The sequence below is a fragment of the Tritonibacter scottomollicae genome (assembly GCF_003003215.1).
In the GTDB taxonomy this organism is placed as follows: domain Bacteria; phylum Pseudomonadota; class Alphaproteobacteria; order Rhodobacterales; family Rhodobacteraceae; genus Epibacterium; species Epibacterium scottomollicae.
This window is the reverse complement of record NZ_PVUF01000007.1, coordinates 57,517-78,576: the sequence shown is the minus strand read 5'-3', so window position 1 is coordinate 78,576 and position 21,060 is coordinate 57,517. Positions and strand designations below refer to the sequence as shown.

Here is a 21,060-nt window from a genome sequence, read left to right as displayed (position 1 = left end):
ACTGCCACATAGGCTGCCGATCAGTCTTCGAGCAGTGGCTCGTAGCGTGCATCGGTCAGCGTCTCGAGGAAGGCAACAAGCGCATCTATCCGACGGTCATCCAATGCGGGCCCATGGGTCAGCTCTTCGGTCGACAGGGTTTCGGGCACCGGCGCTGCCCCCCAGCGGGCTCCGGTTTCCGGATTGGTCTGCGCGGCCTCCGCCTTGCTGTTGTACTTGTTATAGAACGCAACAACGGTCCGCAGATCCTGAAACACCCCATTGTGCATATATGGACCGGTCACTGCGACATTGCGCAGGGTCGGTGTCTTGAACTTGCCGCGCTGGGCCGGATCGTCGACCAGCGGATTGTCCAGCAATCCATTGTCTACCCACTCCGCGTCTACGCCGTTTTCCTCACGGCCCGGCAGGTTCGCCGGCACGCCGATATTGTGATACTTGAAGTCCGTAAACGGCTCGGCCGGGTCGATGGCGCTACGGCGCAGCTGGTGGCATTGATTGCAATTGGTGAATTGCTGCGAAAAGAACAACAGCCGCCCCAGCTCTTCGGTCTGGGTCAGCTCGACCTCGCCGCGCAGATAGCGGTCATACTTGCTGTCAAAGGGCTGGAACGCTTCGCTGCTCTCAAACGCGGCGAGCGCTTTCGTCAGGGCCTCAAATCCCGCATCGACATCGGTGGCGATATCCACGTTATAAAGGGCGCGAAAGGCGGTCACATAGTCCTCATGCTCGGCCAGCCGGGCAATGGCATCCGCTTCACGCGCCAGCCCCAGCTCGATCGGGTTCAGAATTGGCCCCCCGGCCTGCGCCGCGAGATCCGACGCGCGCCCGTCCCAGAACTGGCCACCGACCCATTCGCCGTCAGCGTTCTGATGAAAGGCAGGCGACAGGATCGCATAGGCCGCCGTGGGGGCGTGGCGCGCACCGAGCGACAGGCCATCATCGCCCCGCGAAAACGCCCCCTCCGCGTCACGACGCGGGTCAGCAAAACCCGCATTGGGCTCGTGGCAGCTGGCACAGGACTGGGTGCGGTTCAGCGACAAGTCGGTTTCGAAGAACAAGGCCTCGCCAAGCGCTTCTGGCGTGGCATAGGGCTGCGCCGCCACCGGGGCGGTGGCAAGAAGCAGACAGGCCGCAGGACGGACGACAAAGCGCGAAACCATCATTCATATTCTCCGGGTTCTTCCCCCACCGCCTAGCGCAGTCACCACGCAATTTCCAGATGCAGAAAGGACGCAGCCCTGTTCTGGACCACGCCCTTTCCTCTCTCCCACAGTCCCACCCGCGGGTATTCTGTTTGCAGCAGATCGCTGATCGTCAGACCAGGAAAACCACCAGCAAGGTCAACAGGTTGATTGAGCCAAATTGCAGGATCTCAGGCCGTGTTCTGGCCCGCCATGCGCCCCAGAACGCCACCGTCAGTGTTCCGGCAAACCCAGCCTGTGCCAATGCGGCGATCACGGCGCCAATCGTGCCGGTGCCCGGCCCCCACGGCGCAGTCTCCAGGGCGATCCCCTTCAGCAACACGCCGATCAGGGCGCCACAGGCCACACCCCAAAGCGTCGGCCCGATCTCGCGCCGCATCCCGCGGCCGTGGTAGTCTAGGATCTGATCCACCAGCTCAGGACGGGGCTGTGCGCCGGGTTCCCAGCCCATGCGCGCCACCTGTCCTTCAAACGTCTTCCCACTCACTTTTACGTCCCTCCGTGTTGAGAGAGAAATTCACGTCTGATTAAGGCAGATTAATGACCCGTTAACGAAGGTGGCGGGGCAAATGGTTAACGGCGGCTGGAAGTCGCCGCTGGCAGTGGCCGAACCGGCGGAAACCGGCTCAACTGCCGAGAATCTTGCGCACGTAGTTCTGGGTTTCCTTGTAGGGCGGCACCCCGCCATGCCGTTTCACCGCGTCGGGACCGGCATTATAGGCCGCAAGTGCCAGTCGCCAGGACCCGAACTTGCGATATTGCTGCGCAAGATAGCGCGCACCGCCGCGCAAATTCTCCGCCGGAATCAGCGGATCGACCCCAAGCAGCCGCGCGGTCTGCGGCATCAGCTGCGCAAGCCCCAGAGCGCCCTTGTGAGATTCGGCCCCCGGATTCCAGTTGCTCTCCTGCTGTACCAGACGCAGGAACAAATCTTCCGGAACACCGTGATCACGGGCAGCGCTGCGGGCCACTTCTAGGTATTCGCCACGGTAACTGCCGCTGTAGATTGGCAGCACATCATCCTTCAGGCTGTCGGGCTTCAACCGCTCCGAACCACGGTACTGGCTGGCGCCACGGGTATCGAGGAAGTTGGTCTGCGCCGCAAACATCTTGCGCTTGGTCTTGCTCTTGAACAGATCAGCGGCCACCGCTTGCGTGGCGAAGACGGACAGGATCAGGGCAGCAGTCGAAATGCGTCGCATGGGATGTTTCGAGAACTCGTCAATTTTTGCTGTGAGCAATATAGCCAACTTTTGGCCAAATGGAAGATATCCACATCTTACTGCCCTGTCAGGCGCAATTTGCAGGCGCTCCGGGCGCTCCAGACGCGCTCCTGCCCTTTCATCGCGCGAATAGGGTCGTTACTCTTGCCGGCAGGCAACGGACGGGATTCGACATCCCGTTCAGGCGACCCGTCGCAATCGCTCTTGAACAGATAAGAAACAAAGGACAGGACCCTCATGGCTGGATCCCTGAACAAAGTAATGCTCATCGGCAATCTTGGCCGCGATCCGGAAGTGCGCAGCTTCCAGAATGGCGGCAAGGTGTGCAACCTCCGCATCGCGACCTCGGAGACCTGGAAAGACCGCAACACCGGCGAGCGCCGCGAAAAGACCGAATGGCACTCTGTTGCCATCTTCAGCGAAGGCCTCGTGCGCGTGTGTGAGCAATATCTGCGCAAGGGCTCCAAAGTCTTCGTGGAAGGCCAGCTGCAAACCCGCAAGTGGCAGGACCAGAACGGCCAGGACCGCTATTCGACCGAGATTGTTCTGCAGGGCATCGGCGGCACGCTGACCATGCTCGACGGTCGCGGTGAAGGCGGCGGCGGTGGAGGTGGCGGCAGCTTTGGCGGCGGTGGCGGCGGCCAGGGCGGCGGCGACTACGGTGGCGGCGGTGGCGGCTATGGTGGTGGCGGCAACCAGGGCGGCGGCTTTGGCGGCGGTCAGGGCGGCCCCTCGCAAAACATCGACGACGACGAAATCCCGTTCTGAGGTCAGCCCTCAGCGCGCAAAGCAAAAACACCCGGAGCGAACCGCTCCGGGTGTTTTTATGTCATCATTCGGTTGCATGACCGGCGCGCCTCAGCCGCCTTCGCCACAAGAGAGGCTTTGGCCGTCCCCGCTGCGCTTTATGCGCGCTGACGCAATGCATCCTGCAGCACCGCGAGAACTTTGTCCTCGGGCACATCGGACGTCACAAAGGCATCGCCAATGCCGCGGGCAAGGATGAACCGCAGCTGACCATCAACGACCTTCTTGTCCTGCCCCATCAGCTCAACCAGCTCTTCGGCAGAGGGCAGTTCGCCGGGGATATCCGCCAGATCGGTCTTCATGCCCATCGCCTTGAGATGCGCGCGCACCCGGCTGGGGTCTTCCTGGCTGCACAGTCCCAGACGGGCGGACAGCTCAAACGCCAGCGCGCATCCGATCGCCACACCCTCGCCATGCATCAGCCGATCACTGTAGCCGGTCGCCGCCTCCAGCGCGTGGCAGAACGTGTGACCGAGGTTCAACAGCGCGCGGTCCCCCTGCTCGGTCTCATCACGCACCACGATATCAGCCTTCATATGCACTGAACGCGCCACAGCCTCGACCCGCAGCGCCATGTCACCTTCAGCCATGGCGGGCGCATTGGCCTCCAACCAGTCAAAAAACTCCGCATCGCCCAGCAGGCCGTATTTCACCACCTCGCCATAACCGGCGAGGAAATCGCGCTTGGTCAGCGTGCCGAGGATCGCGGTATCGGCCAGCACCATCGCCGGCTGATGGAACGCGCCGATCAGGTTCTTGCCCTGCGGCGCGTTGATGCCGGTCTTACCCCCCACCGAACTGTCCACCTGTGCCAGCAGGGAGGTCGGGATCTGCACAAAACGCACGCCCCGGCGCAACACCGCGGCCGCAAAGCCCGCCAGATCGCCGATCACGCCACCGCCAAAGGCGATCACGATGTCACCGCGTTCGACCTTCTTCTCAAGCAGCCACTCCACCGCACGGGAGAATTGCGGCCAGCCTTTGGTGGCCTCGCCCGGCGGCAAAGCCAGCGCCTCCATCTCGATGCCTTCGGCAGCCAACCCGGCGCGCAGAGCCTCAAGATGCAGTGCCGCGACGGTCTCATCGGTCAGCACAGCAACCTTTGGACGTGTCAGCAGGGGCGCCAAACGCTTGCCAACCTCGGCCACCAGATCGGGGCCGATCACCACGTCATAGGCGCGGGTGTCCAAAGGTACGTGAACGATCTTTTCCATCAGTCAAACTCCAGCACATCGGGGCGCGCCTTCAAGGCCTCCAGCACCCGGCTCACCATATTGTCGATCGAGACCTGCCCATCCGAACTCACCGTCAGATCCGCCTGTGCATAGACCGGCACGCGCGCATGATAGAGGTCGGAGAGCGTCTGATACGGGTCCGCCGAGCGCAGCAAGGGCCGCGTGTCGCGCCCCTTCACCCGTTTCCACAGCACATCCAGATCCGCCTGCAAACAGATCGAGACACCGGATTCGGACATGACCCGCCGATTTCGCTCCGCCAGAAAGGCACCGCCGCCGGTGGACAACACGCCGCATTCTTCCTGCAAAAGCCGGGAGATGACCTGATATTCCTTCTCGCGGAAGAACGGTTCACCATCGCGGGCAAAGATTTCCGGGATCGACATATTGGCGGCAAATTCGATTTCGTGATCACTGTCGAGGAAGGGCACGTCAAGCCGTGCAGCCAGCGCCCGCCCGACCGCGGTCTTTCCGGCTCCCATCATCCCGACCAGCACGATGGTCTTCTTCAACTTTCCCGGCGCGCAACTTTCTGCCGTCGCATCGGTGATTTGGTCTTTTTCGCTCATTCTTCAGTGAATGACGTGATATTGGCAAAAAGGCCATATATAAAACTCTCAAAACAGACAAAGAAGCAGGCACCGGGACACCCATGGCACGTTTGGTAAAATACTTGGCTTTCCTCCTCATTTTGGCGGCAATCGGGCTGGTGGCATACGCCTATGTAGGCCCTTGGTTTGGTGCGGATTTTTCGGCTCCGTCAGAAGAAGTGCGCAAACCCGTGGTGCTCAATGCCGACTAAAACTGCCGCATTGGTCCTTGGCGGTCTTCTGCTGACGACATCTCCGGTTTTGGCACGCGATCCGCTGACCGCAATTGACTGGCTGAAAGCTGCTCCTCCGGTGGCCAATATTCCGCCGACGCTCTTGCAGGAACCCCCGGTCGCGCAAAGCGCGCATGGCCCCGACATCACCGTCACCCCGCTGGAGCGGTTGCTGCCGCCCATTGGGCTGGTGCCGGAATCGCGCACCGGACTTCCGGCAACCCTGTGGCAAGGCAGCCCACCGGAACAGCTGGCGACGCTGATCCGGGAGGTTCCGGTCTCCGACCTGCCCGCGATGCAATCGCTGCTGATGACACTGCTTCTGACCGAAGCGCGCCCGCCCTTTCGTGACGACGACCAGATCCTGCTTGCACGCCTCGACCGGCTGCGTGAGATCGGCGCCACGGACCCGGCTCAGGCGCTGGTGCAAGAGGCCGGTCCGACCGAGAATGCGCAAAGGTTCGACCGTTGGTTCGATGTAACGCTGCTGAACGGCGATGAGGAGCGCAGCTGCGCCGCGCTCACGGCGGATCCCTATCTGATGCAGGACTATGCAGCGCGCATCTTCTGCGCCGCCCGTCGCGGAGACTGGCCCACTGCTGCGCTGATGCTGGAAACGGCCCATGCGCTGGCCTTGCTCGGCAAGACACAGATTGCCTTGCTGGACCGTTTCCTCAATCCGGACCTCTATGAGGGCATGCCGCCGCTGCCGTCCCCTTCCGCCCCGACGCCGCTCGAATTTCGCATGTTCGAGGCGATCGGAGAGCCGATGCCAACACGGTCCCTGCCCCGCGCCTTTGCCAGCGCGGATCTGCGCGACATCGCCGGATGGAAGGCCCAGCTTGAGGCCGCAGAACGCCTGACCCGTAGCCGGGCGATGAACCCGAACCAGTTGCTGGGACTGTTCACCGCGCGTCGTCCGGCCGCCTCTGGCGGTATCTGGGACCGGGTCGCCGCGGTGCAGCGGTTTGACACCGCCCTGTCCACCGGCAGCGCCGACGCGGTGCGAAAGACGCTGCCGGCCTTCTGGGCCGCCGCTCAGGCTGCAGGGCTGGAAATGGCGATGGCCGATCTCTTTGCGCCGCGATTGGCGGACATCAAACTGGACGGCAAGGCCGCCATGATCGCCTGGCGCCTGCGCCTGCTTTCTGCGGATTATGAAACAGCCGCAGCCACGCCCCCGAATGACAGCAGGCACAGCCGCTTCCTTGCCTCTCTGGCCGAAGGGCAGCCGGCGGCGGAACTCGCCAACACGTCGCAGGAACAGGCCATCGCCACCGGCTTTGCCTCTGACAGCACGCTGCCCGCGGCACAGAAACTGCTGCTCGACCAGGGTCGTCTTGGCGAGGCCATCCTTGTGACGATGAAAAGCTTCTCGCATGGGGCCGACGGCAATCTGGAGGCTGCGACCCAGTCTCTGGCCGCGTTCCGCCATATGGGGCTTGAGGACACGGCACGCCGTGCCGCGCTCCAACTCCTGCTTCTACCGCGCGGGTGACAACAGATGCGCGCACCAGATGATGACGTCCAATGGATTTCCACTTTCTTGGATGCTCAGGCCGCCGAGTTGGGCGCGGCGCGCAATACGCTGCTCGCCTACGGGCGCGATCTGCGCAATCTGGCGCAATGGATGGCCGGGCAAGGTCTGAATTTCAGCCGAATGCAGCAAGGCGACGTGGAGACCTACCTGATCTCCTGCGACGCCGAAGGGCTGAGCCGCGCCACCCGCGCCCGGCGCCTCTCTGCGGTCAAGCAGATCTATCGGTTTGCCTTTGAAGAAGGCTGGCGCGAGGACAATCCCGCGTTGCAAATCAAAGGCCCGGGCCGCGCCAAATCCCTGCCCAAGACCCTTGAGATCGCGGAGGTCGACCTGCTTTTACAAGCGGCCCGTGTGACCGGGCGCACAGAGGCCGACCGGTTGCGCAACACCTGCCTGATGGAGCTGCTCTACGCCACCGGCATGCGGGTGAGTGAACTGGTCTCGCTGCCGGTGTCGGCCGCACGTGGTGATCCCAACATGCTGCTGATTCTGGGCAAGGGCGGCAAGGAGCGCATGGTGCCCCTGTCACCACCGGCGCGCACGGCCCTGGCTGTCTGGCTCAGCACCCGCGACGGGATCGAGGACAAACGCGAAACCGAAGGCCACAAACCCTCTCGTTTCCTGTTCCCCTCCCGGAGTAAGGACGGGCATCTGACGCGGCATCGCTTCTACCTTCTGATCAAGGAATTGGCAGTGGCCGGTGGCGTCTCGCCCGAAAAAGTGACCCCGCACACGCTGCGCCATGCCTTTGCGACACACCTGCTGGCCAATGGTGCGGATTTGCGTGCGATTCAGGCACTTCTGGGCCATGCGGATATTGCAACAACCGAGATCTACACCCATGTTCTCGATGCCCGACTGGCAGAACTGGTGCACCAACACCATCCGCTCGCACAGAAAGCGTCGGACACGGACTGACAGGTGCCGAGGCCCCAAACCGGCGCTTCCGGCGCAGGCAAATGCCGGTTTCGACCCCAGACTGCTTGATCCAACGTCGCTCGCACAGCATAACCATCAAAAATGAAGGACCCTCAGGACCCCAATGGACAGCGCAACTTCCGTACTCGACAGCTCATTCTGGATCACCTCCGGCGGCATTGTGCTGCTGCTGATCTTGTCCGGTTTTTTCTCCGGTTCCGAAACTGCACTCACCGCCGCCTCACGCGGCAAGCTGCGCAGTCAGGCTGACAAGGGCGCGCGCGGAGCACAACGCGCGCTGCAGATCACCGAGGACAGCGAGCGACTGATCGGGTCTGTCCTGCTGGGCAACAACCTTGTCAACATCCTGGCGGCCTCTCTGGCGACCGCCCTGTTCACCAAGATCTTCGGTGAGAGTGGCGTCGCGTTGGCAACCATCGTGATGACAATGCTCGTTCTGGTCTTTGCCGAGGTGCTGCCAAAGACCTACGCCATCACAAACTCCGAAAAGGCCGCCGCAGCCGTGGCGCCGGTCATTGGTACCTTGGTGACGATCCTGGCACCGATCGTCGGTGCGGTGCGGCTGCTTGTGCGCGGTGTGCTGCGCGTCTTCGGGGTGCAGATCGACCCGGACAGCCACATCATGGCGGTGCGCGAAGAAATCGTCGGTGCGCTGCAGATCGGCCACTCCGAAGGTGTGGTGGAAAAGGAAGACCGCGATCGTATCCTTGGCGCGCTGGATCTCTCCGACCGCTTGGTTGAGGAAATCATGCTACATCGCTCTAAAATCGAAATGATCGATGCCGAAGCCGACCCCGAGGCCATTCTGGAACAATGCCTGACCTCCTCACACACCCGTCTGCCGCTGTTTCGCACCAATCAGGAGAACATCATCGGCGTGGTCCATGCGAAGGATCTGCTACGCAAGATGTATGCCAAGATCGGCGGTCCGGATGGCGACGCCTCCGCACTGCGTGACTTCAACATCACCGAAGTCAGCAAGCCGCCATATTTCGTGCCAGAGACCACCACGCTTGACGATCAGATGCGCCAGTTCCTGCGCATGCGCACTCATTTCGCGCTGGTGGTGGATGAATATGGCTCCCTGCAAGGGCTGATCACCCTCGAAGACATTCTCGAGGAGATCGTCGGCGAGATCACCGATGAATTCGACCCTGCCGAACAGAGCTTTGCCCGCAAGACGGGGGATGGCAATTTCATCGTCGAAGGCGCCACCACTATCCGGGACCTCAATCGGGCCATGGAATGGAACCTGCCCGACGAAGAGGCCAACACCGTTGCAGGCCTTGTGATCCACGAGGCGCAGATGATCCCGACAGTGGGACAGGTGTTTTCCTTTCATGGCTTCCGTTTCGAAGTCACCGCGCGTGAAGGCAACCGCGTCACGGGTCTGAAAATTCGCCCCCTGAACAGCTGATATCTGTCTGTCATCCAAAACCCCGCGAAAGAGGGGTTTCGCTTCGGGCTTTGCCCGAAGCGACCAGCGCGGCGCGCGCCGCGCTCCGCCCAACCGGAGGGCCAATCCCGTTGGGGCTGGACAAGCGGGCGGGAGATCACCCGGTTTGCATCCCACCTCCGACATCCCCTGTCGCATTTTGACTGGACTACTGGGCACAAGTGTCCAGAATGATGCAAATCGCGAACCTGACAGGGAGACAGACTTCATGAAAACCACCACCCGTGTGGCCGTCATCGGCGGCGGCGTCGTCGGCTGCTCCGTCCTCTACCACCTGACCAAGCTCGGCTGGTCCGACGTGATGCTGATTGAGCGCTCCGAGTTGACCTCCGGTTCCACCTGGCATGCAGCCGGGGGCTTTCACACCCTGAACGGCGACACCAACATGGCCGCCCTTCAGGGCTATACCATCAAGCTCTACAAGGAGCTGGAGGAGATCACCGGCATGTCCTGCGGGCTGCACCATGTCGGCGGCGTCACCCTTGCGGACAACAAGGAACGCTTCGACATGCTGAAGGCGGAGCGCGCCAAGCATCGCTTCATGGGACTTGAGACAGAGATCGTAAGCCCAGAAGAAATAAAGAAAATCGCCCCTGTCACCAATATCGACGGCATCATAGGCGGGCTCTACGATCCGCTGGATGGCCACCTCGACCCCTCTGGCACCACCCACGCCTACGCCAAGGCCGCACGCATGGGCGGTGCCACCATCGAGACCCATTGCAAGGTGATCGAGACCAACCAGCGCCCCGACGGAAGCTGGGATGTGGTCACCGACAAGGGCACCGTTCACGCCGAGCATATCGTCAACGCAGGCGGTCTCTGGGCCCGCGAAGTGGGCGCGATGGCCGGGATCTACTTTCCGCTGCACCCGATGGAGCACCAATACATCGTCACCGACGAGGTGCCGATGATTGCCGAGATTATCGACGGCGGCGGCGAGCATCCGCATGTAATGGACCCGGCGGGCGAAAGCTACTTGCGACAGGAAGGTCGCGGCCTCTGCATCGGGTTTTACGAACAACCCTGCCGGCCATGGGCGGTCGATGGCACGCCCTGGGATTTTGGTCACGAACTTCTGCCAGACGACTTTGACAAGATCGAAGAGAGCATTGAATTTGCTTACAAACGTTTCCCGGCCCTGGCCGAGGCCGGTGTCAAATCAGTAATCCACGGCCCCTTCACCTTTGCCCCCGATGGCAACCCGCTGGTGGGCCCAGTGCCCGGCGTGCGCAACTACTGGTCCGCCTGCGCCGTGATGGCGGGCTTCTCTCAAGGCGGTGGCGTCGGGCTGATGCTGGCGCAGTGGATGGTCGAGGGCGAATGCGAACGCGACACAGCCGCCATGGATGTCGCCCGCTATGGCAACTGGATCACCCCCGGCTACACTCGCCCGAAGGTGATCGAGAACTATCAGAAACGCTTCTCCATCGCCTATCCGAACGAGGAGCTTCCGGCCGCACGGCCTTTCCGAACGACGCCGATGTACGACATCTTTGATGGCTTAGGCGCCGTCTGGGGCCACTACTACGGCATGGAGATCCCGAACTACTTTGCCGCCGAAGGAGAAGAGCGATACGAGATCCCCTCCTTCCGGCGCTCCAACGCCTTCGAGGCCACCGCACGCGAAGTGAAGACCGTCCGCGAAGCCGTTGGCATCAATGAGATTCACAACTTTGGCAAATACCGTGTCAAAGGCGCCGGTGCCCGCGCCTGGCTGGATCGCATCATGGCGGGCCGGGTGCCAAAACAGGGTCGGCTCAGCCTGACGCCGATGCTCTCGCCCAAGGGACGCCTGATCGGGGATTTCACCATTTCGTGCCTCGGCGAGGAGGACTTCCAGCTCACCGCCTCCTATGGCGCGCAGGCCTATCACATGCGCTGGTTCCTGCAGAACCTGGACGAGGGCGTGACGGTCGACAATGTCTCGGATCAGGTCAACGGCTTCCAGATCGCTGGCCCCCGCGCCAGGGACGTGCTCGCCGCCGTCACCCGCGATGCCGTAGACCTGAAGTTCCTCGATGTGCGCCGCATGACCATTGGCAAGGTGGATTGCGTCGTGCAACGGGTCAGCTACACGGGCGATCTTGGCTATGAAATCTATTGCGACCTGCCGAGCCAGCGATCCCTGTGGGACACGCTCTGGGGCGAGGGCCAAACCCACGGCATGAAACCCTTCGGCATGCGCGCCATGATGTCGCTGCGGCTGGACAAGTTCTTCGGCTCCTGGTTATCGGAATTCTCTCCCGACTACACGGCGGCGGAAACCGGGTTGGACCGCTTTATATCCTTCAAGAAACCAGTTGATTTCATTGGGCGATCCGCTGCAGAGGTTGAGCAGGACGCAGGTACAGCGCGCAAGCTGTGCGCCTTTGAGGTCGAGGCCGATGACGCCGATGTTGTGGCCTATGAGCCGATCTGGCTCGACGGCGCAGTGGTGGGGTTTTGCACCTCGGGTGGCTACAGCCACCATGCGCAGAAATCCATCGCGCTGGGGTTTGTCCCCGTTGAGCGCGCCACCGACGGGCTGCAGGTCGAGATTGAGATCCTCGGCCAGAAACACGCCGCACGGCTGATTACCGAGCCGCTGTTTGACGCCGATGGCGCCCGTATGCGCGGCTGAAACCTTAAAACAGGTCAACAGGACTGACCTGTCTCGCCCCCTGTTGCCGGACCACCGCACGCGCTCCCCCGGGGCGCGTGCAACTTTATGGTAACTCTCCCTGCCCCAATGTTTCGCGTGCGAAACAATAGGTCATAAAGGCTGACCAACCCCCTTGGCATCCCGCTTCATCTTTTCCAAAATACCTCCGCCGGAGGCTCCGACCGGCGCCGCTCAACACAAGGTGCGCGATACATGCCTCACGCTCTCACCATTCTCCTCCTCGCTGCCGGGGCCTCCTCCCGGATGCGGGGTGGTGACAAGCTGCTGGAAACGGTCGCCGGCCAGCCGCTCCTGTCTCATCTGCTGCAGCAAGCGCAGGCGACTGGTTTTGACGTCCGGGTGACGGTTCCCGCCCTAACCCATCCGCGCGCCGCGCTGATTGACCCGGCTCAGTGCATTCCGGTGCCTGACGCGGCCGAGGGCATGGGCGCCTCCATTCGCACCGCGATCAGGGCGCTACCCGCAATGATCGACGGAGTGATGATCCTGCCTGCTGACATGCCAGAGCTGACGACGGCGGACCTCCGGCAGCTTGCACGCCACTTCAGCGGGCCAGACGGACCGATCCTGCGTGCAACGGGTCAGGATAACTCAGGCGCCCCCCGCCCAGGTCACCCGGTGCTGTTCCCGCGTCGTTGCTTCTCCGCATTACAAACCCTGAAGGGCGACGAAGGGGCGCGCCACGTGCTGCTAGGTGAAACCGTGACGGAGATCGCGCTGCCCGGGCAACATGCGCTCATTGATCTGGATACGCCGGACGCCTGGTCTGCCTGGCGCGCTGGCAGGACACAGACATAACCAGAGGGCATGCCGTAACTCAGTGCAACAGCATCTTGGCTTCGCGCTTCCTCAGGGTCCGACGGGCGGAGGGATAGGCCTCTTGACCTTCAGCATGTCGCAGGTCGGGAAAGAGCTCGAATATCTCGTTGCGCTGCGCATTGTCCAATCCGCGCAGCGACTGGTCACCGGGCTGAAAACTCTCGGTCCATGCGCCATCCGACAGCACAACTTCATGCTGCGTGAACATGAAATGAATATAGGTCACCGCGGTGGTCTCAACCGCATCAATACCGATCAGGCCCGTCAGGTGCTTTGCGGCGACCAGAACCTCGCGGTCCTCGAAATAAAGCGCGGTCTTGTCGTTGGCCACCAATACCCGGTGGTTTGGACTGACCATCATGTCGCGCTCGGGCAGACCGTTGCCAAGCGCACCTTGTCGGATCAGGATCGGCTGCAGATAGGAAGCCCGCGCCAGCCCCTCTCGCCCCATCGCGTTGTGGCCAATCCAGCGGATCTGCTGGATGCCGTTGTCGCGGGTGATAACTCGGTCGCCGACTTGCAAATTCTCGACCAATCGCTCTCCACGCGGTGTTGCAATCAACGTGCCAGGGGTAAAGCAGGGCGAGATCCGCGCCTGTCCTCGGTCCCTATCGCGCCAGTTCATCCCGTTGCATGGCGCGGTCTCTGGATCTCGGGTATCTGAATCTCTGGCCATGCCGCGCTCTCCTTCGATCTCGCCGAACACTCGACGATCTATCCCTCGCGACACTGAGATCACCTCCGAGCCGCATCATGGTGGAAGTCAGGGATAACGAGGCCGCCCCCGCACACATAGTCTAAAAGACAGTTAAAATTGCGCATAGACCTCGCACCCAGAGGCCAACCGCCCGAGGGCGCCCCGCGGAGCAATCTATTGTTTCGACATTTGCGCACGCGCACCGGTGATGGTTGCCCGACAGATCACGTAAATTTGGCTCAAATTCACATCAAACTATCCAAATGCCCGTTTTGACATTGTCGATTGTTTCCACAGGCGAAACCCCGCGACGTCATGGCGGTTTTACGCTGAGATCGCAGTGCCCATTTGTCTCATAAGCGCATTGTTGGCTCGGAGCGGACAAACAAGCGGTGCATCTTGCGTTTGTTTCGCTCTGTCAGCGAACCAGATACCGAATCATCACGGTATTTTGCACGGTATTGCGAGTCACACGTGGTGATGGCGGGGCTACAAAGCCGAAACGCGCAACAATAGTCGCCTCTTAGCGCGTCACTTGCCCGTCCACTCCTGCATCTCGGATTTGGCGATAAACGCCCCGATGCCCGCCTCGGCATCCCACGCCATCACTTCCCCGACATAGGCTTCGTCCAGCGACATCTGCGCCTGCGCATAGAATACCGCCTTGCCGATCTTGACCGCTGCGGGGATGTATCGGCAGTCCTGCGGGCCAAGAGGCGCTGCCATCAGCCGAGACCAAAGGCCTGTATCACCTCATTGCGCATGCGCGCGCCCGTGGAGACCGTCAGCCGTCCCTCAGAGATCGCCGGAGCGTAGTCACGCCCGTCGACCAGCTGCGCATGGCCGCCGGCCTCCAGCACCGCCAGAACACCGGCGGCGTGATCCCAGCAATTCAGACTCTCATTCTGCACAAAATCCGCGTTGCCCTGCGCCATCATGCGGTATTCATGGCAGGAGCAGAACAGCGAGTTGACCCGCCGCGCGCGGATCATGCCTTGGGCCAGACGGGGTTGCTCGGCCTGCGGGAACACGTAATGCGGCAAGAACCCGGTCGCCTCGGCAAAGGGGCGCTCTGGTGCGACCTGCAATCGCTCTGGCGTGCGGTCTGGCGCTGCGAACCACGCGCCGCCGCCAAGGCTCGCCTGCACCCAGTCATCCATCACCGGATCATAAAGCAGCCCGAACACGGTCTGCCCCCGCACCACCACCGACAGGATGACACCAAAGACCGCCAGGCCATTGGCAAAATTCCAGGTGCCATCAATGGGATCGAGGATCACCGCAACTTCGGCGTCTGGCAGCCGTGCCAGCACCGACGCATCCTTGCTGACGGCCTCCTCGCCGATGACCACGGCGCCGGGCAGGATCTGAGCCACGGCGCGGGTCATATGCGCTTCGGCAGCCACATCGGCGACTGTAACCAGATCGATGGCGGAGGATTTCGCGGTGATCGCCCCGGCTGAAAGGTTACGAAAGCGAGGCATGATCTCTGCCCGCGCCGCCGCCCGCACCATGGTGATGAGGGCCTCTTCGATATCCTGATCCAGCCGCATGTGCATCCGCTCCCTGTCCGCGTCTCCCGACGGTCTTAGCCGGTTGCGGAGGGAACTTCACGCGAAAGTCGCCATTGGTTTCATGACGTTTTGACGACAGAGCAACAACATGGCCGCGCCGCCCAGAAAATCGCGCAGGCGAGAGGCTTCGCTTATCGCCTGCGCGATTTCAGACCTGCTTGATGCGCCGTTGGATGATATCCTAGACCGCGTGGAAGCTGGAAATTCCGCTGGATTCGATCACCGACAAGTGGTTTGTGCCTCGGGCCTTTGACGCGACGAACACAGAAGCACGAGACATTCTATTGATCTCGACCGAAACGGGGTGCCGTCAGTCCGAAAATCACGCCCTCCCTGCCAGTGCCATTGTGCTCGATCATCCAGTCCCGCACCTGCAACTGGCTTCTGAGGAAGGGGAAACCCGCAGAGAGATCAAGAACAGCGCATCCGTGTGCGTGGTTCCTCTGGTTGGTGTCACACTTGCAGCTGCCAAGCGCCATGCGGATGAATTTCCGCGACATCGAGGCAAAAACAACTATTCAGGCACCATGACCACTTACCTGCGAAGCAATGACCTGCTGTCCTCTGTTCAGCACATGATCGGTGGTGTGCGCCACACCTGGGAAAGTCGGATATTGGATGTGACTAAGCGAATGGACGTCGGCAGAGAAATGATGGGGCATAGCGTCAAGGTGATCCGCGGCTCTCCGGATTATGGCGACGCGATGGACTTGGCTCAGAGGCAGGAGCTTGCTTTAAGTTTCATGATGCCAGTGCCCGATCACTGGGCGTAAGCCATATGTGTGGGGGCATGCATTCCCATCACCGCAAGAAGCGCGTCACAACCGACCGCCATGGCGCCAAGGACCGCTTCGAGCCCAGAACTACGGCTGCTGCGGCTCGATCAAACGACAGCTTTCAAGAAATTGCCTACTTGCCGTTTCAGCTTTGACTGAACCGGAACCACGTAAGCGTGAAGCTGCACCAAGGCAATGACTTCAGATATAGATACCAGAGAAGATAACCGCCAACCCGGCACCGACGAGCACCGCTGTCTTGAAAATCTTACGTGCACTAATCAGACCGTAGGATACGAGGGCCAACCCGAAAGCGAGCCGCAGCATTGCTATGATCGCGAGAACAGGATTTTGAGCCAGTCGGATTATATCAGGGTTAGCGATCATACCCAGAGGTATGAGATAGAGCCCGACGCCAAGAGCCATGGCAGTCAGGGCGACTTTCAACCAATTCTCCCCGATCATGCCAGCAGCGATAAATACCGCACCGCAGACGGGTGGCGTTATCGTCGATAGCAAAGCGAACCAGAAGACGAATAGATGTGCCTGCAAGGGTTCCAGCCCCAGTTGGATCAGTGCTGGACCCGCAACAGAAACGCAAATGACGTAGGCTGCGGTCGTTGGCACCTCCATCCCAAGCAGAAGGCATGCGAGCGCTGTCAGAAGCAGTGACGGCCAAAGCAGGCCACCCGATCCTTCGAGGATAAGGGAGGTGATCTTGACGCCAAGGCCCGTGATCGCAAGCACACCGATGATGATCGAAGCGCACAGAATTATGGCTGCAATCATTGATACTTGTCTGGCGGCACTCATCACCGCGCTCTGAAACCTCTCGGCAATCTGAGCGGGGCGAAAATCGAAGTCTGCATTGAAGAAGAGCAGCGACGCCCCGGCCACGATTGCAAGTGCTGCAGCATATTGCGGCGTGAATCCAGCCCCGAACATGGCCCAAAGCAGGACCGAGAACGGCACAAGGAAAAACAGCGAGGTGATGACGACGTCGCGCCCCGTTGGTTGGTCTGCCTCGTCCACCCCCTTGAGGTCGAAGCGCGTGGCGTAGGCGTTTATACCCACCCAGACGGCGAAAAAGTAAAGCACCGCGGGTAGGACTGCCGCCGCCATGATCGACGTATAGGGCACACCCGTCAGTTCGACCATCACAAAGGCACCCGCGCCCATCAGAGGCGGCATAACTTGTCCACCAGAGGAGGCAACTGCCTCGACCGCGGCGGCAAGGCGCTTGGGGTAGCCGAGTTTGGTCATCGCAGGCAGGGTGATCGCCCCAGTAGAGGCGACATTGGCCGAAGCCGAACCCGAGATCGACCCGAAGAGGGCCGAGGAGATCACGGAGACCTTCGCCCCTCCTCCCTTCAGACGCCCGGCTGCCGCGCCGGCCACGTTCATGAAACCTTGGCCTGCCTCGCCCGCATTAAGAACCGCGCCAAAGATCACGAAGATTGCCACAACGCCAACCGAGACACCGGTGAGCGACCCAAAGATGCCCCCCTCTGCAATCGTCATTGTGCCAAGGAAGCTTGCGATCGGTGTGCCAGAATGGCCGAACTGACCCGGGATGTGTTGACCGAAAAGACCGTAGAGCAACGCTGCTGCGGCAACCAGCGGCAACGGCCAGCCGATCGCACGGCGGGCCGCTTCCAGTGTTACCACCAGCAGCGTGACTGCGATTGCGATTTGCGTATTGCTTTCGAGAAAACCGTATTGATCTCCCAGCCGATCATGGTTGATCGCGATCCATATCGCTGCGGCCATGCCCATAGCGGCCAGCACCGTGCCGCTGATTGTGGCCCAACGACCCTTATTTCCCAGCATAAACACGAAGGGCAGGATGAATGCCATATGCAGCGGGCGGCTGACCAGGTTGGGCACGAGACCCGAGAAGATCAGTGCAAGATGATAGGTCACCAGAGCAGCCGCCAGGACCAGCCAAAGGGCCGCACCAATCCGGCCATTGGAAATATTAGGCATCAACGGTCTCTTAGATTAAAGGAACACAGGTCGGGCGCGATGCCCGACCTGCAAAAGACGCCCGCGCATTACATATGCGCGTCGCTTAGGTCGATACCTGCTTCCTGGTAATAGCGCACGGCACCGGGATGGATCTTGCTGGTGATGTTGCTCAGCATGGCTGGATTCACACCGTTCCACCAACGCGATGTTTCGCCGAGCTTTGCCTTGTTCTCCCAGTAGGTCTTGGTCAGCGCGTAAGCGGTGTCGTCGTCCATCTTCGTCGTCGTGAAGGCCACAACGGGGAGCGACGTCGTATTGATATCAGCCTCTTGACCCGCGTAGGTACCGGCAGGGATAGTCAGCTTGGTGCGCTTGGTCTCGGCGATTTGCGCGTCGGTCATGGACAGCACCGTAACTGAGCTGGAGGCGGCTGCCTCGATCACATTGGGTGCAGGATAGGACCCTGCGGTTACAAAGCCGTCGATCTGGCCGTTCTTCAGCGCGGAAACCGCGTTGGAAAGCTCGACGTCCGCGATCTCGACACTATCGGCCACGCCGAAGAGCCCGAGATATTTCTCCCCCTCTCTGGCTCCGAAGGAGCCTTTGCCAAGCAGGATCGTCTGACCGTCCAGATCAGCAATGTCGGTCACACCGCTCCCGGCAGACATAACGAAATGCATGGTCAGCGACGGGATCGGGAAAAGTGCGCGAATGTCTTCGAAGGCGGGATCGCCCTTGCCCTCGAACATCGCCTTGCCACCTTGGGCAAGGCCGACGAGCGCGGGCGGGGTGGTAAAGACATAGTCACCGCCGCGTGCGCGCACCTCCATCACGTTCTGGACAGAACCCTGGCTTTCCTCAATGGTTACAGAGATGTCGCCAGCAGCCTTCATGGCTTCGGCCAGTTCGACGCCCATCTGGTAATAGGACGAGCCGGTTTTCGCCGACTTGTAGGTCACGCGGGTCTCGGCCGACGCGGTAGTGATGGCGGCAGATGTAAGAACGATTGCCGCAACCGCTGTTTTCAGTATCGTTTTCATCTGATTTCCTCCCAAAAATATTTCGCTGATCAATTAAGCCCAAATTCTTCACACACACAACCTGCCTGACAACTGCGCCAACGAGCATGTTGAAACGCTGATTTCCTAAAACCGGGCATTGGCGACACCGCGGCGACCAGCAGCAAAGTCCTTCACCGCCAACCTTTTACCTTTCGAAAATGCTGCGCCTTGGACGAATTGCCGGTTTGGCGAAGCTGCACTGCAGCGCCGGTCACCTAGGCGAGTGACTGCGAAGGGCCTGAACCGCAGAAAGCTCCTCAGCAAGACTGAGTTATCTTGCCGAGACTTGATCCCGGCCACCTCACTGGCCTGCATTGTTAGCTTCTGCTTCGTGATCAAAGGTCCGAGAAGCGCAGCAAGCTGCTGCTGCAAAGTTGCGAACCGTGTTCGCCCTTCGAAACCTGAGCGTCCCGTTGATGCCTTTCATCGCTGGCACCCAGCGCTGCGGTGCGGCCCGTCATTGCTACCATATATATTGCATGAAGCATTTCTGACCGTTGAGCGGCGGCAGCGCGGATGAACGCGCTCCGAAACTGCATCTACTTCAGACGATGCACAGCTGTTCCGGATCCGGATTCAAATCGACCCGAGGTAATATCCGATGGCCTCAGCCAATTCCGTCTCCTCATAGCCAAAATGGGAGCGTATGACCTCCTCAAGTTTTCGGTACGTGGTGGCGGCATGAACGAAGTTCGCCTCTTTCGGATCTTCCATTAGCGCGTCCGCAGCGCGACCGAGGCGGATGATCAACTCGTGGACCACCTCATGCTCTGACAGCAGCTTGGCGACGACCTCTCGAAACATCCCTCCACCAGCCGCCTCGATCCGAGGGAACATATCGGAACCTTCAATGTCGTGGTGGAACTTGAGCACCTGGCACTCGCGTCCGCAAAGGTTTCCGAAGGCCCGTAAATTCTCCGCCATGTCGAGTGAAAGTACGATCTGCCTCAGATTCTCGGGCGGAGCGTCTCCCGCTTCAATACGCGCCAACACCGCTCCAATTTGGGCCATCTCCATCAGATAGTGACGGTGGATGGCCGCCAGCTGTCGACCTTGGCGGCGGTGCATGTCTGTCGCTGCCGGAACCTTCGGCGCTTTGGGCCGCGCGGACTCGTCAATTGTGAGGTCATCCAGCGAATGTGTTGAGAGGTCATTCATGCTTGGTATGAAAGCCTCTGCTTTCCCCAAGTCAAGAGCATCGACCTTGCGAATTAGGCAACTGCCTTCCCGATGCAAGATACATCGGCCCATTGCTGCCGTCTAAGTATCACTTGCCGGATAACCGCTTTTCGGCGGGCGCACAGTGTCTATGCTAAACCCCGCAGAGGATCAGTCGATGCAATTGGCGGCCATCACTTGTTCTACTTAATCGCCTTTGGGAAAGGGGCTGGGCGACCAGGCTACTATTTAGGCATGACAACGAGAAACTTGCTTTGTGTTTCTTTTGAAGCCGTTTGAACAAACATGCGACCGCTGGTCCCGTCCTCTATGAGCGAATGAGGCAGTGACTGCTGCTGACTGAGGTTCTCAACCGCCTTTGCAAAACCATTTGCGATAGTGTCGGCGAGCCCAGCCGCTTCTCGGCGTTTGGCCACTGCGTTCGTCCAATCGTTTTCGCCAGCGGCAACCAAGCGCGATATCGCATCTGGGTTCAGCTGATCCAGACACCTGAGATTATCATCCATGTAGCGGGCCGCGTATTCCTCCGCGTGTTCCATATCCTCTGATACGAAAAGCGCCCGCAATTCGGCGTCGTCGCAAAGCCACTTTGCCGAGCTAAGGGTCCAGATCAGATCTAACCGCTCCATTGAAAGGCACCCCAAACGCCGCCCGGGTTTTCGCGGCGATCCTGAGCAATGCGCCTACCGCGTGTTCGATCTCCGTTGGCATGGATATCGTTCGCAACGCGCTTTTGGGTTTTGGCGGAGGTCGCAGGCAGACTATTGAAACATAACGGAAAACGGTACCGAACCGGAACGGACGAGGTTCGCTCGAACTGAGTCTGGGGGCCATTTTGAACCCAGCTTCGGCCAAGCGGCGCGTCTATGAGGTTCGGTCGGTTTCCGCCCCCCCCTACGACAACACGCAAAAATCCGTGCCCATCAGGGTGGTGTCACTGGTTAGCAATGGGGGTAATGGCGGAGGGGATGGGCCTCATATCCAACCTTCTCCAGTCTGCGACGATTCTCTGAACAGATCATCCCATTCGTAAAACACCGGGTTTCATCGTTCCGGGTGTGCGCTTCAACAGGCGAGTCACCTGGCTTTGCAG

Annotated in this window: 19 protein-coding genes and 1 pseudogene; 8 read left to right on the top strand and 12 right to left on the bottom strand. The window is 60.6% G+C overall.

The features are described from left to right. Positions 1-20: 20 nt before the first annotated feature. The 3 genes from CLV89_RS12530 to CLV89_RS12520 all read right to left on the bottom strand — a co-directional run bounded on the left by CLV89_RS12530 (position 21) and on the right by CLV89_RS12520 (position 2,407). Complete coding sequence (locus tag CLV89_RS12530; RefSeq protein ID WP_243394996.1) at positions 21-1,166, bottom strand: cytochrome-c peroxidase; 1,146 nt, start codon at positions 1,164-1,166, stop codon at positions 21-23. A gap of 151 nt (positions 1,167-1,317) precedes the next feature. Next, the gene (locus CLV89_RS12525; protein WP_106164012.1) at positions 1,318-1,692 is read right to left on the bottom strand and encodes a hypothetical protein; all 375 of its coding nucleotides are present in this window, start codon (positions 1,690-1,692) and stop codon (positions 1,318-1,320) included. A 139-nt stretch (positions 1,693-1,831) separates the two neighbouring features. Next, entirely contained in the window at positions 1,832-2,407 is a 576-nt protein-coding gene (locus CLV89_RS12520; RefSeq protein ID WP_106164011.1) for a lytic transglycosylase domain-containing protein, read from the bottom strand. A 258-nt stretch (positions 2,408-2,665) separates the two neighbouring features. Between CLV89_RS12520 and ssb the strand changes: the two genes are divergently transcribed. Next, the gene (gene ssb, locus CLV89_RS12510; protein ID WP_106164009.1) at positions 2,666-3,196 is read left to right on the top strand and encodes a single-stranded DNA-binding protein; all 531 of its coding nucleotides are present in this window, start codon (positions 2,666-2,668) and stop codon (positions 3,194-3,196) included. Positions 3,197-3,333: 137 nt separating this feature from the next. Here ssb and aroB read toward each other — a convergent pair whose 3' ends face one another. Together aroB and CLV89_RS12500 are read right to left on the bottom strand one after the other, a co-directional pair. Beyond that, positions 3,334-4,449, bottom strand: a complete 1,116-nt coding sequence (aroB, locus tag CLV89_RS12505; RefSeq protein WP_106164008.1) for a 3-dehydroquinate synthase — start codon at positions 4,447-4,449, stop codon at positions 3,334-3,336. After that, complete coding sequence (locus CLV89_RS12500) at positions 4,449-5,039, bottom strand: shikimate kinase (protein WP_106164007.1); 591 nt, start codon at positions 5,037-5,039, stop codon at positions 4,449-4,451. The genes aroB and CLV89_RS12500 overlap by 1 nt, the downstream gene beginning before the upstream one ends. An 83-nt stretch (positions 5,040-5,122) precedes the next feature. On the opposite strand from CLV89_RS12500, the gene CLV89_RS22635 reads away from it, so the two are divergent. The 6 genes from CLV89_RS22635 to CLV89_RS12475 all read left to right on the top strand — a co-directional run bounded on the left by CLV89_RS22635 (position 5,123) and on the right by CLV89_RS12475 (position 12,691). Then, a complete protein-coding gene (locus tag CLV89_RS22635) occupies positions 5,123-5,272 on the top strand; it encodes a hypothetical protein (protein WP_165798130.1) in 150 nt (49 codons plus the stop codon). After that, positions 5,262-6,791 carry a hypothetical protein gene (locus CLV89_RS12495; RefSeq protein ID WP_106164006.1) on the top strand — a complete coding sequence of 510 codons (1,530 nt, stop codon included), beginning with the start codon at positions 5,262-5,264 and terminating at the stop codon, positions 6,789-6,791. Before CLV89_RS22635 ends, CLV89_RS12495 begins: the two co-directional genes overlap by 11 nt. A 6-nt stretch (positions 6,792-6,797) precedes the next feature. Then, positions 6,798-7,751: a tyrosine recombinase gene (locus CLV89_RS12490; protein ID WP_106164005.1), complete on the top strand. Its 954-nt coding sequence runs from the start codon at positions 6,798-6,800 to the stop codon at positions 7,749-7,751. A gap of 124 nt (positions 7,752-7,875) precedes the next feature. Next, positions 7,876-9,189: an HlyC/CorC family transporter gene (locus CLV89_RS12485; RefSeq protein WP_106164004.1), complete on the top strand. Its 1,314-nt coding sequence runs from the start codon at positions 7,876-7,878 to the stop codon at positions 9,187-9,189. A 247-nt stretch (positions 9,190-9,436) separates the two neighbouring features. Next, positions 9,437-11,851, top strand: a complete 2,415-nt coding sequence (locus CLV89_RS12480) for a GcvT family protein (protein WP_106164003.1) — start codon at positions 9,437-9,439, stop codon at positions 11,849-11,851. 234 nt (positions 11,852-12,085) lie between these two features. After that, positions 12,086-12,691, top strand: coding sequence for a nucleotidyltransferase family protein (locus CLV89_RS12475; RefSeq protein WP_106164002.1), 606 nt, complete (start codon positions 12,086-12,088; stop codon positions 12,689-12,691). A 19-nt stretch (positions 12,692-12,710) separates the two neighbouring features. Here CLV89_RS12475 and CLV89_RS12470 read toward each other — a convergent pair. From CLV89_RS12470 to CLV89_RS12460, 3 genes and pseudogenes are all read right to left on the bottom strand, one after another. Next, positions 12,711-13,301 (bottom strand): annotated as a pseudogene (locus CLV89_RS12470) (Hint domain-containing protein); the annotation flags it as partial. A gap of 639 nt (positions 13,302-13,940) precedes the next feature. Next, on the bottom strand, positions 13,941-14,135 hold the full coding sequence (locus CLV89_RS12465) for a hypothetical protein (RefSeq protein ID WP_106164001.1): 195 nt from the start codon (positions 14,133-14,135) through the stop codon (positions 13,941-13,943). Then, positions 14,135-14,962 carry an inositol monophosphatase family protein gene (locus CLV89_RS12460; protein WP_106164123.1) on the bottom strand — a complete coding sequence of 276 codons (828 nt, stop codon included), beginning with the start codon at positions 14,960-14,962 and terminating at the stop codon, positions 14,135-14,137. The genes CLV89_RS12465 and CLV89_RS12460 overlap by 1 nt, the downstream gene beginning before the upstream one ends. 305 nt (positions 14,963-15,267) lie before the next feature. Between CLV89_RS12460 and CLV89_RS22395 the strand changes: the two genes are divergently transcribed. Further along, positions 15,268-15,756: a hypothetical protein gene (locus CLV89_RS22395; protein WP_133166720.1), complete on the top strand. Its 489-nt coding sequence runs from the start codon at positions 15,268-15,270 to the stop codon at positions 15,754-15,756. A 204-nt stretch (positions 15,757-15,960) separates the two neighbouring features. Here the strand turns inward: CLV89_RS22395 and CLV89_RS12445 are convergent, their stop codons facing one another. The 4 genes from CLV89_RS12445 to CLV89_RS12425 form a co-directional block, all read right to left on the bottom strand. Next, the gene (locus CLV89_RS12445) at positions 15,961-17,745 is read right to left on the bottom strand and encodes a TRAP transporter permease (RefSeq protein WP_106163998.1); all 1,785 of its coding nucleotides are present in this window, start codon (positions 17,743-17,745) and stop codon (positions 15,961-15,963) included. A 68-nt stretch (positions 17,746-17,813) separates the two neighbouring features. Further along, positions 17,814-18,767 (bottom strand): TAXI family TRAP transporter solute-binding subunit, encoded by a 954-nt coding sequence (locus CLV89_RS12440; RefSeq protein ID WP_106163997.1) that lies wholly within the window; start codon positions 18,765-18,767, stop codon positions 17,814-17,816. Between the two features lie 597 nt (positions 18,768-19,364). Further along, the gene (locus CLV89_RS12430; RefSeq protein WP_165798129.1) at positions 19,365-19,946 is read right to left on the bottom strand and encodes a hemerythrin domain-containing protein; all 582 of its coding nucleotides are present in this window, start codon (positions 19,944-19,946) and stop codon (positions 19,365-19,367) included. Positions 19,947-20,191: 245 nt separating this feature from the next. Further along, positions 20,192-20,596, bottom strand: a complete 405-nt coding sequence (locus CLV89_RS12425; protein WP_106163994.1) for a hypothetical protein — start codon at positions 20,594-20,596, stop codon at positions 20,192-20,194. Between the last annotated feature and the right edge of the window lie 464 nt (positions 20,597-21,060).

What these genes read in the sequence shown, in the direction of transcription:
- CLV89_RS12530 (WP_243394996.1), bottom strand. Translation starts at nt 1,166, where the DNA reads ATGATGGTTTCGCGCTTTGTCGTCCGTCCTGCGGCCTGTCTGCTTCTT.
- CLV89_RS12520 (WP_106164011.1), bottom strand. Translation starts at nt 2,407, where the DNA reads ATGCGACGCATTTCGACTGCTGCCCTGATCCTGTCCGTCTTCGCCACG.
- ssb (WP_106164009.1), top strand. Translation starts at nt 2,666, where the DNA reads ATGGCTGGATCCCTGAACAAAGTAATGCTCATCGGCAATCTTGGCCGC.
- aroB (WP_106164008.1), bottom strand. Translation starts at nt 4,449, where the DNA reads ATGGAAAAGATCGTTCACGTACCTTTGGACACCCGCGCCTATGACGTG.
- CLV89_RS12500 (WP_106164007.1), bottom strand. Translation starts at nt 5,039, where the DNA reads ATGAGCGAAAAAGACCAAATCACCGATGCGACGGCAGAAAGTTGCGCG.
- CLV89_RS22635 (WP_165798130.1), top strand. Translation starts at nt 5,123, where the DNA reads ATGGCACGTTTGGTAAAATACTTGGCTTTCCTCCTCATTTTGGCGGCA.
- CLV89_RS12495 (WP_106164006.1), top strand. Translation starts at nt 5,262, where the DNA reads ATGCCGACTAAAACTGCCGCATTGGTCCTTGGCGGTCTTCTGCTGACG.
- CLV89_RS12490 (WP_106164005.1), top strand. Translation starts at nt 6,798, where the DNA reads ATGCGCGCACCAGATGATGACGTCCAATGGATTTCCACTTTCTTGGAT.
- CLV89_RS12485 (WP_106164004.1), top strand. Translation starts at nt 7,876, where the DNA reads ATGGACAGCGCAACTTCCGTACTCGACAGCTCATTCTGGATCACCTCC.
- CLV89_RS12480 (WP_106164003.1), top strand. Translation starts at nt 9,437, where the DNA reads ATGAAAACCACCACCCGTGTGGCCGTCATCGGCGGCGGCGTCGTCGGC.
- CLV89_RS12475 (WP_106164002.1), top strand. Translation starts at nt 12,086, where the DNA reads ATGCCTCACGCTCTCACCATTCTCCTCCTCGCTGCCGGGGCCTCCTCC.
- CLV89_RS12465 (WP_106164001.1), bottom strand. Translation starts at nt 14,135, where the DNA reads ATGGCAGCGCCTCTTGGCCCGCAGGACTGCCGATACATCCCCGCAGCG.
- CLV89_RS12460 (WP_106164123.1), bottom strand. Translation starts at nt 14,962, where the DNA reads ATGCGGCTGGATCAGGATATCGAAGAGGCCCTCATCACCATGGTGCGG.
- CLV89_RS12445 (WP_106163998.1), bottom strand. Translation starts at nt 17,745, where the DNA reads ATGCCTAATATTTCCAATGGCCGGATTGGTGCGGCCCTTTGGCTGGTC.
- CLV89_RS12440 (WP_106163997.1), bottom strand. Translation starts at nt 18,767, where the DNA reads ATGAAAACGATACTGAAAACAGCGGTTGCGGCAATCGTTCTTACATCT.
- CLV89_RS12430 (WP_165798129.1), bottom strand. Translation starts at nt 19,946, where the DNA reads ATGAATGACCTCTCAACACATTCGCTGGATGACCTCACAATTGACGAG.
- CLV89_RS12425 (WP_106163994.1), bottom strand. Translation starts at nt 20,596, where the DNA reads ATGGAGCGGTTAGATCTGATCTGGACCCTTAGCTCGGCAAAGTGGCTT.